The 5,776-nt window shown below is 61.7% G+C and carries 7 protein-coding genes and 1 tRNA gene; all 8 read right to left on the bottom strand.

What is annotated here, in order from left to right; translation table 11 throughout:
- The coding region (locus tag AC5DC2_RS18125; protein WP_491699483.1) for a type II toxin-antitoxin system death-on-curing family toxin at window positions 1-318 on the bottom strand (318 nt) is incomplete at its 3' end.
- 11 nt (window positions 319-329) lie between these two features.
- On the bottom strand, window positions 330-557 hold the full coding sequence (locus AC5DC2_RS18120) for an AbrB/MazE/SpoVT family DNA-binding domain-containing protein (RefSeq protein WP_106308240.1): 228 nt from the start codon (window positions 555-557) through the stop codon (window positions 330-332).
- 207 nt (window positions 558-764) lie between these two features.
- A tRNA-Ser gene (locus AC5DC2_RS18115) sits at window positions 765-854 on the bottom strand.
- Window positions 855-977: 123 nt separating this feature from the next.
- Window positions 978-1,898, bottom strand: coding sequence for a carbohydrate kinase family protein (locus AC5DC2_RS18110; RefSeq protein WP_491699482.1), 921 nt, complete (start codon window positions 1,896-1,898; stop codon window positions 978-980).
- Complete coding sequence (locus tag AC5DC2_RS18105) at window positions 1,895-2,944, bottom strand: ABC transporter ATP-binding protein (protein ID WP_491699481.1); 1,050 nt, start codon at window positions 2,942-2,944, stop codon at window positions 1,895-1,897. Before AC5DC2_RS18105 ends, AC5DC2_RS18110 begins: the two co-directional genes overlap by 4 nt.
- Window positions 2,944-4,458, bottom strand: coding sequence for an argininosuccinate lyase (argH, locus tag AC5DC2_RS18100; protein WP_491699480.1), 1,515 nt, complete (start codon window positions 4,456-4,458; stop codon window positions 2,944-2,946). Before argH ends, AC5DC2_RS18105 begins: the two co-directional genes overlap by 1 nt.
- Before the next feature lie 4 nt (window positions 4,459-4,462).
- Complete coding sequence (locus AC5DC2_RS18095) at window positions 4,463-5,320, bottom strand: carbohydrate ABC transporter permease (protein WP_024709190.1); 858 nt, start codon at window positions 5,318-5,320, stop codon at window positions 4,463-4,465.
- On the bottom strand, window positions 5,317-5,776 hold a 460-nt coding region (locus tag AC5DC2_RS18090), incomplete at its 5' end, for a carbohydrate ABC transporter permease (RefSeq protein ID WP_491699479.1). The genes AC5DC2_RS18090 and AC5DC2_RS18095, both read right to left, overlap by 4 nt.

Below are 5,776 nucleotides of genomic sequence, written 5' to 3'. Positions count from 1 at the left end.
GCCTTCCATCAACTGAATTGCATCGACAGGCTGGAAGCGAAGCCGGTATCCGTTATCGGCAAGGAAAAGACGCGCCGCGATCCAGGCCGTGCGCTTGTTGCCATCCATGAAACCATGGTTCCTGGCGAGACCAAACGCATAGGCTGCGGCAAGGTCTGACGCGTCCGGGGCGCCATATTCAGCCGGATTTTGCGGACGGGCCAAGGCGCTTTCTATCCCGTCAGCGTTTCGGATGCCCTCGGAGCCGCCATGTTCCGACAATTGCCTGTCGTGAACCGCGTATATGACAGCCGGTTCCACCCATCGCCAGTCCTTCATTGCAGCACCCGTCATTTGGCGAGCGCGCGCAATACCTCGCGGTCGTCATGCATGATTTCATCGGCGAGTTCCATCTGGCGGACGAATTCCGGATTATAGGGCGTCAGGCGATAGCCGCCATCCGCTGTTTCCGTCAGATAGAGGGTATCGCCCTTCTTGACCTTCAGATGGGCCATTATTTCCTTGGTGAGGATGACGCCGGACGATGCGCCAACCGTTGTAATCTTGACACTCTGCATAGCGGCTGCCTCTCTATATAATTCCTATTATATAGACAATGACGCCTGATCGATCAATGGCAGCAAAGTCGGCGGCAAAGGGCGAGAGCTTTTGCTCTGCGCCACTCGGTTTTGCGCGCTACATTTTGTACCAAATCATTGTACCACGCTATACGCAACCCTTTGAAGAAGCAACGATTTTAAGGACATCAAACACTTAGGGAAATCTGGCGGAGAGGAAGGGATTCGAACCCTCGATACCATCTCTGGTATACTCCCTTAGCAGGGGAGCGCCTTCGACCACTCGGCCACCTCTCCGGTGAGGGCTCTGATAGGCGTTTTTGTTTCGCCGATCAAGCCTGTGAAAAGAAATCCGGCAAAAAAACGGTGCGGCGCCGGTCCGGCGGCGAAGAGCCTTTTTTTGCGCTGAGCCGCCCGGCTTTATGTGCCGTTTTCGGCGGCAGCGGTGTCGGCGGCGCCCGCGCCCGCCCCGCCGGCCACCTGCACGGCCCTGCTGCCGGCGCCGATCGCCGCGGCAAGGCAGCGCTGAAGGGCTTCGCCGTCAAGCCAGGCGTCAACAAAGCCCGCGTTGAAGGCATCGCCGGCGCCGGTCGTGTCGATCACGCTGACGACTTCGGCGGGCGCGTGAAGACGAAGGTCGGATGCCGCAAGATAGGCCCCCTCTGCTCCGGCCTTGATCGCGACGACGGGAAAATGCCCGGCCAGACGGTCGCACATCGCCGCCGGCTCGTTCTCGCCGGTAATGATGCGCGCCTCCTCCAGATTGGGCAGGAAAACGTCCACCCCGTAACAGGCGGCGATGAGGCCCGGATCACCGATCAGCGTGTCATCCCAGCTCGGATCAAGCGAGACCGTCAGCCCCGCAGCACGCGCGCGTTTCACCAGATCCGGTATTTCGGCAAGCGTTGCGTATTCGGCAATGTGGAGATGGCCGGCCTTCCGCCAGGCAAGCGCATCATCAAGCGTTGAAGGCTCCGCCCGCCCTGCCCGCTTGGTCAGAAAGGCGCGCTCGCCGTCAAGCACGGAGGCGACGGTCACCTGCGGGCCGGCATCGTCCGCGCGCTCCAGGAAGCCGAGATCGATCCCTGACGTCTCAAGCTGGCGCTCGATGGCGCGCGACAGCGGATCATGCCCCAGCCGACCGACAAGGGCCGCATGGCGTCCGATGCCGGCGAAATGGGCGGCGGAAATGAACGCGCCGCCGCCGGCGGCGATTGTCAGGTCGTCGGCGAAAACCTCGCGCCCGAGCACCGGCAGACGGTCAAGTCCGGTGAAGATCAGGTCGCAATAGATCCGTCCCACGCTGAGGACCGCCTGTCTTTCGTCATGTCCGGCTGTCATCTGCGACCGAGGCTCTTTTCTGTCGCGGCGTCGAAGAGGTAGAGCTTGCCGGGCTGGACCGTGCAGGCAACGCTGCTGCCGACGGCAGGCGAGAGCGTGCCCGGCGAGGTGGCGATCAGCGGCCTGCCGGCGACATTCAGGTGCACCATGGTTTCCGGGCCCAGCGGTTCGACGGCCTCGACCACGCCTTCAAGCGTCAGGACCGCACCGTCCGGCACGATCCCGTCAACGACGGCAAGAAGGTCATGCGGCCTTATGCCGACCAGCACGTCGCCCTCGCCCGCAAAACCGGCCGCCTGGTCGCCGAACGCCGCTGCCGGCAGCATGTTCATGGACGGCGAGCCGATGAAACGCGCGGTGAATACGTCGGCGGGGTTCTCGTAGAGGTCGACCGGCGTGCCTGTCTGCAGAATATAGCCATCCTTCATCACCACGATCCGGTCGGCCATGGTCATGGCTTCGACCTGGTCGTGGGTCACATAGACGGTCGTTGTCTTAAGTTCCTGATGCAACTTCTTGATTTCGATGCGCATCTGCGCGCGAAGCTGGGCATCGAGGTTGGACAGCGGCTCGTCGAACAGGAAGGCCGAGGGGTTGCGCACCATGGCGCGGCCGATGGCGACGCGCTGGCGCTGGCCGCCGGAAAGCGCTGCCGGGCGGCGCTCCAGATAATCGGTCAGGCCCAGAATGCGCGCCGTCTCGTCGATCCGCGCATTCTTCTCCTCTTTCGAAAGCTTCGACGTATAGAGGCCGAAACCGATATTCTGGCGCACGGTCAGATGCGGATAGATTGCGTAGTTCTGGAACACCATGGCGATGTTGCGCGCCTTTGGCGCCCGCTCGTTGACCACCGCCTCGCCGATCTTCAGCGTACCGCCGGTAATCTCCTCAAGACCGGCGATCATCCTGAGCGTCGTCGACTTGCCGCAGCCCGATGGGCCGACAAAGACAACGAACTCGCCATCGGCAATCTCGAGATTGATGCCATGCACGGCCTCGACCTTGTCATAGCGCTTCACCAGTTTTTCCAGTGCGATTGAAGCCATTATGCTTTTCCCCTCAATCGTTCGAAGCGGTTGCCGCGTTCGTCCGCCGCCGCTTCCAGGCGGGCGGCAAGCGCGTCGGCTTGGTTTTGAAATGCGGAAAGACTGTCGCGGTAGCCGGCTATGGCGGCATCGAGCGGCTCTTCCGCCGGCCCTCCATAGCGCTTGCGCACGGCAACGAAATAGTCCGGCGAGACGATCTCGCGGAAGGCCTCTTCATCGAGCGTCGTCTCGCGGCCGGCATGGTCGGCGAAGGCGTTTCTGAAGGGGCCATAGCCATCCGTTCCAAGCGCGCCGTCCGTGGCAACCACGGCGCGGGCCACATCGGCGGCGATCTCGTGCGCCTGGCGGAAGGACAAGGCCTCGCGCCGCACCAAGCTGTCGGCCAGTTCGGTGATGGTAATGCAGGAGCGGTCGAGATTGGCGGCAACGCGCTTGCCGTTGATGCGCACCTGCGCGATGAGGCTCGTCATCAGCTCCAGCACGCGCATGCCGCTGCCAAAAGCCTGATAGCCCATCGCCTGCGTTTCGCCTTCGCTGTCATTCATGTCTGTGAACGGCGTGTTGTGCATCACCGTCAGCACCGTCTGCGCGCGGCCCACCGTCTGGCTTGCCAGATGGCGCATATGTTCGACCGGCACCGGATTGCGCTTCTGCGGCATGATCGAGGAGATCTGCACCAGTGCATTCGGCACATAGAGCTGGCCGACCTCGAAGCTCGTCCAGAACTGGAAATCCTGGATCAGCCGTCCGAGATGGAGGAACACCAGTTCGAGCGCGGAATAGGTGGCGGTGATGTAATCGACGGCGGCAATGCAGCTGTAGGAATTCTGGAGCGGCGCGGAGAAACCGAGAAGTTCCGCCATCAGGTGCCGGTCGATCGGAAAGCCGGAGGTCGTGATCGCGGCAGCCCCCATCGGCGACAGGTCGACGGTTCTGCGGGCTTCGAACAGCCGTTCGATATCGCGCGAAAGCACCTCGATCGCGGCCCCGAGATAATGGCCGAAGGTGGTCGGCTGCGCCGGCTGGCCGTGGGTATAGGCGACGATCAGCGTCGTCTTCTCGCGCTCGGCCGCATCGATCATGGCAGCGAGAAGCTTGATTGCCCGGTCGGCAGCCGTATCGATACAGCGGCGCAGGTTGAACTTGAAGAGCGTGTGGTCGATGTCGTTGCGCGAGCGCGCCGTATGCAGGCGACCGCCGAGATCCGGACCGAGCCGGGCCTTCAGTTCCTTCTCGATCAGGAAGAAAAAATCCTCGACCTCGCCGGTATAGTCCAGCGTGGCGGGGTCGACTTCGGCGTCGATGGCGACGAGTGCGTCAGCGATCTTTCCCGCCTGTCCGGCGGTCAGGATACCGGTCTCTGCGAGCATGACCAGATGGGCGCGGTCGATTGCGCGGAAGCCTTCGACGAAATGCGTTTTTGCGCCGTCAAACAAGGGCTTGAGCACGGTTTCCTTGTAAACGGCATCAGGAAAACGGCTGGTATCGTCCTTTTGGGGATCAATGGTGTTCATGGGTCTATCCCTTGACGCCGGCCAGCATCACCCCGCGCACGATGTAGCGCTGGAAGATGAGGAAGACGAGAAGCGTGGGTATGGTCGCAAGCGCTGCCCCGGTCATGATCATCTCCCACTGGATCGCGGCTTCGACAGCGAAGCTCGAAAGGCCGACGGGCAGCGTATAAAGCTCGCTCGAGGTGGTGACGATCAGCGGCCAGAAGAAGGCGGTCCAGTTGCCGAGGAAGGTGAAAATGGCAAGCGCCGAGAGCGCCGGCGCGACGAGCGGCATGGCGATCTTCCACCAGATGACGAACTCGTTCATGCCGTCGATGCGGGCCGCTTCCATGAAATCGTCCGGCACGCCCTCGAAGAACTGGCGCATCAGGAAGGTGCCGAAGCCGGTCATCATGCCGGGAAACATGATGCCCCAATAGCTGTCGAGCCAGCCGAAATTGGCCGACATCAGATACCACGGGATCACCAGCATTTCCGTCGGGATCATCAGCGTCGAGAGGATCGCCAGGAAGATGAAGCGGCGGCCGCGAAAGCGGAACTTCGCCAGCGTGTAACCGACAAGACTGTCGAAGAACACGTTCGAGCAGGTGACGATCGTGGCCACCAGCAGCGAGTTGAAGAACCAGCGGCCGAAACCGGTGGTCGTCAACACTTTCACATAGTTCGAAAACGTCGGGTCCTGCGGGATCAGCCGCAGGTCATAGACCTGGCTTGCGGGTTTGAGCGAGGTGGAGAACATGAAGAGCAGCGGCGTGATCATGATGACGCCGCCGATGAAAAGCAGCGTCCACATCAGCACCCTGCCCGGCCGCACCTTCGGTTTGTAACGCGAAACCGCATCCTGTTGGCGAAGTTCACTCATGACTTGTCCCTCAGGATCCAGAGCTGCAGCAGCGAAATGACGAGGAGAATGAGGAAGAGAACGACGGTCTGGGCCGCGGCATAACCCATCTGGTAGGAGGAAAAGGCCGATTGGTAGATCATCAGCACAAGCGGCTTGGTGGTGCCAAGCGGCCCGCCCGGATCATTCGTGGTCATGTTGTAGACCTGGTCGAAGATCCTGAGGAAACCGATGGAGGAGAGCACGACCAGAAACACGGTGGTGGGCTTCAGAAGCGGCAGCGTGATCCTGCGCAGGATCGCCCATTCGCCAAGCCCGTCGATCCGCGCCGCCTCGTAAAAGGTCGTCGGAATGGCGCGGAGCCCCGCCATGAAGATGATGATCTGGAAACCGAGACCGGCCCAGATGGCCGTCACCATGATCGAGGGAAGCGCCTGCGTGGTGGAGCGCAGAAAAGGTTGCTGCGGCAGGCCGAGA

It is taken from the genome of Martelella sp. (assembly GCF_984369615.1).
The sequence above is the reverse complement of the archived record's forward strand: the minus strand, read 5'-3'. Positions and strand labels throughout refer to the sequence as shown.

What these genes read in the sequence shown, in the direction of transcription:
- AC5DC2_RS18120 (WP_106308240.1), bottom strand. Translation starts at nt 557, where the DNA reads ATGCAGAGTGTCAAGATTACAACGGTTGGCGCATCGTCCGGCGTCATC.
- AC5DC2_RS18110 (WP_491699482.1), bottom strand. Translation starts at nt 1,898, where the DNA reads ATGACAGCCGGACATGACGAAAGACAGGCGGTCCTCAGCGTGGGACGG.
- AC5DC2_RS18105 (WP_491699481.1), bottom strand. Translation starts at nt 2,944, where the DNA reads ATGGCTTCAATCGCACTGGAAAAACTGGTGAAGCGCTATGACAAGGTC.
- argH (WP_491699480.1), bottom strand. Translation starts at nt 4,458, where the DNA reads ATGAACACCATTGATCCCCAAAAGGACGATACCAGCCGTTTTCCTGAT.
- AC5DC2_RS18095 (WP_024709190.1), bottom strand. Translation starts at nt 5,320, where the DNA reads ATGAGTGAACTTCGCCAACAGGATGCGGTTTCGCGTTACAAACCGAAG.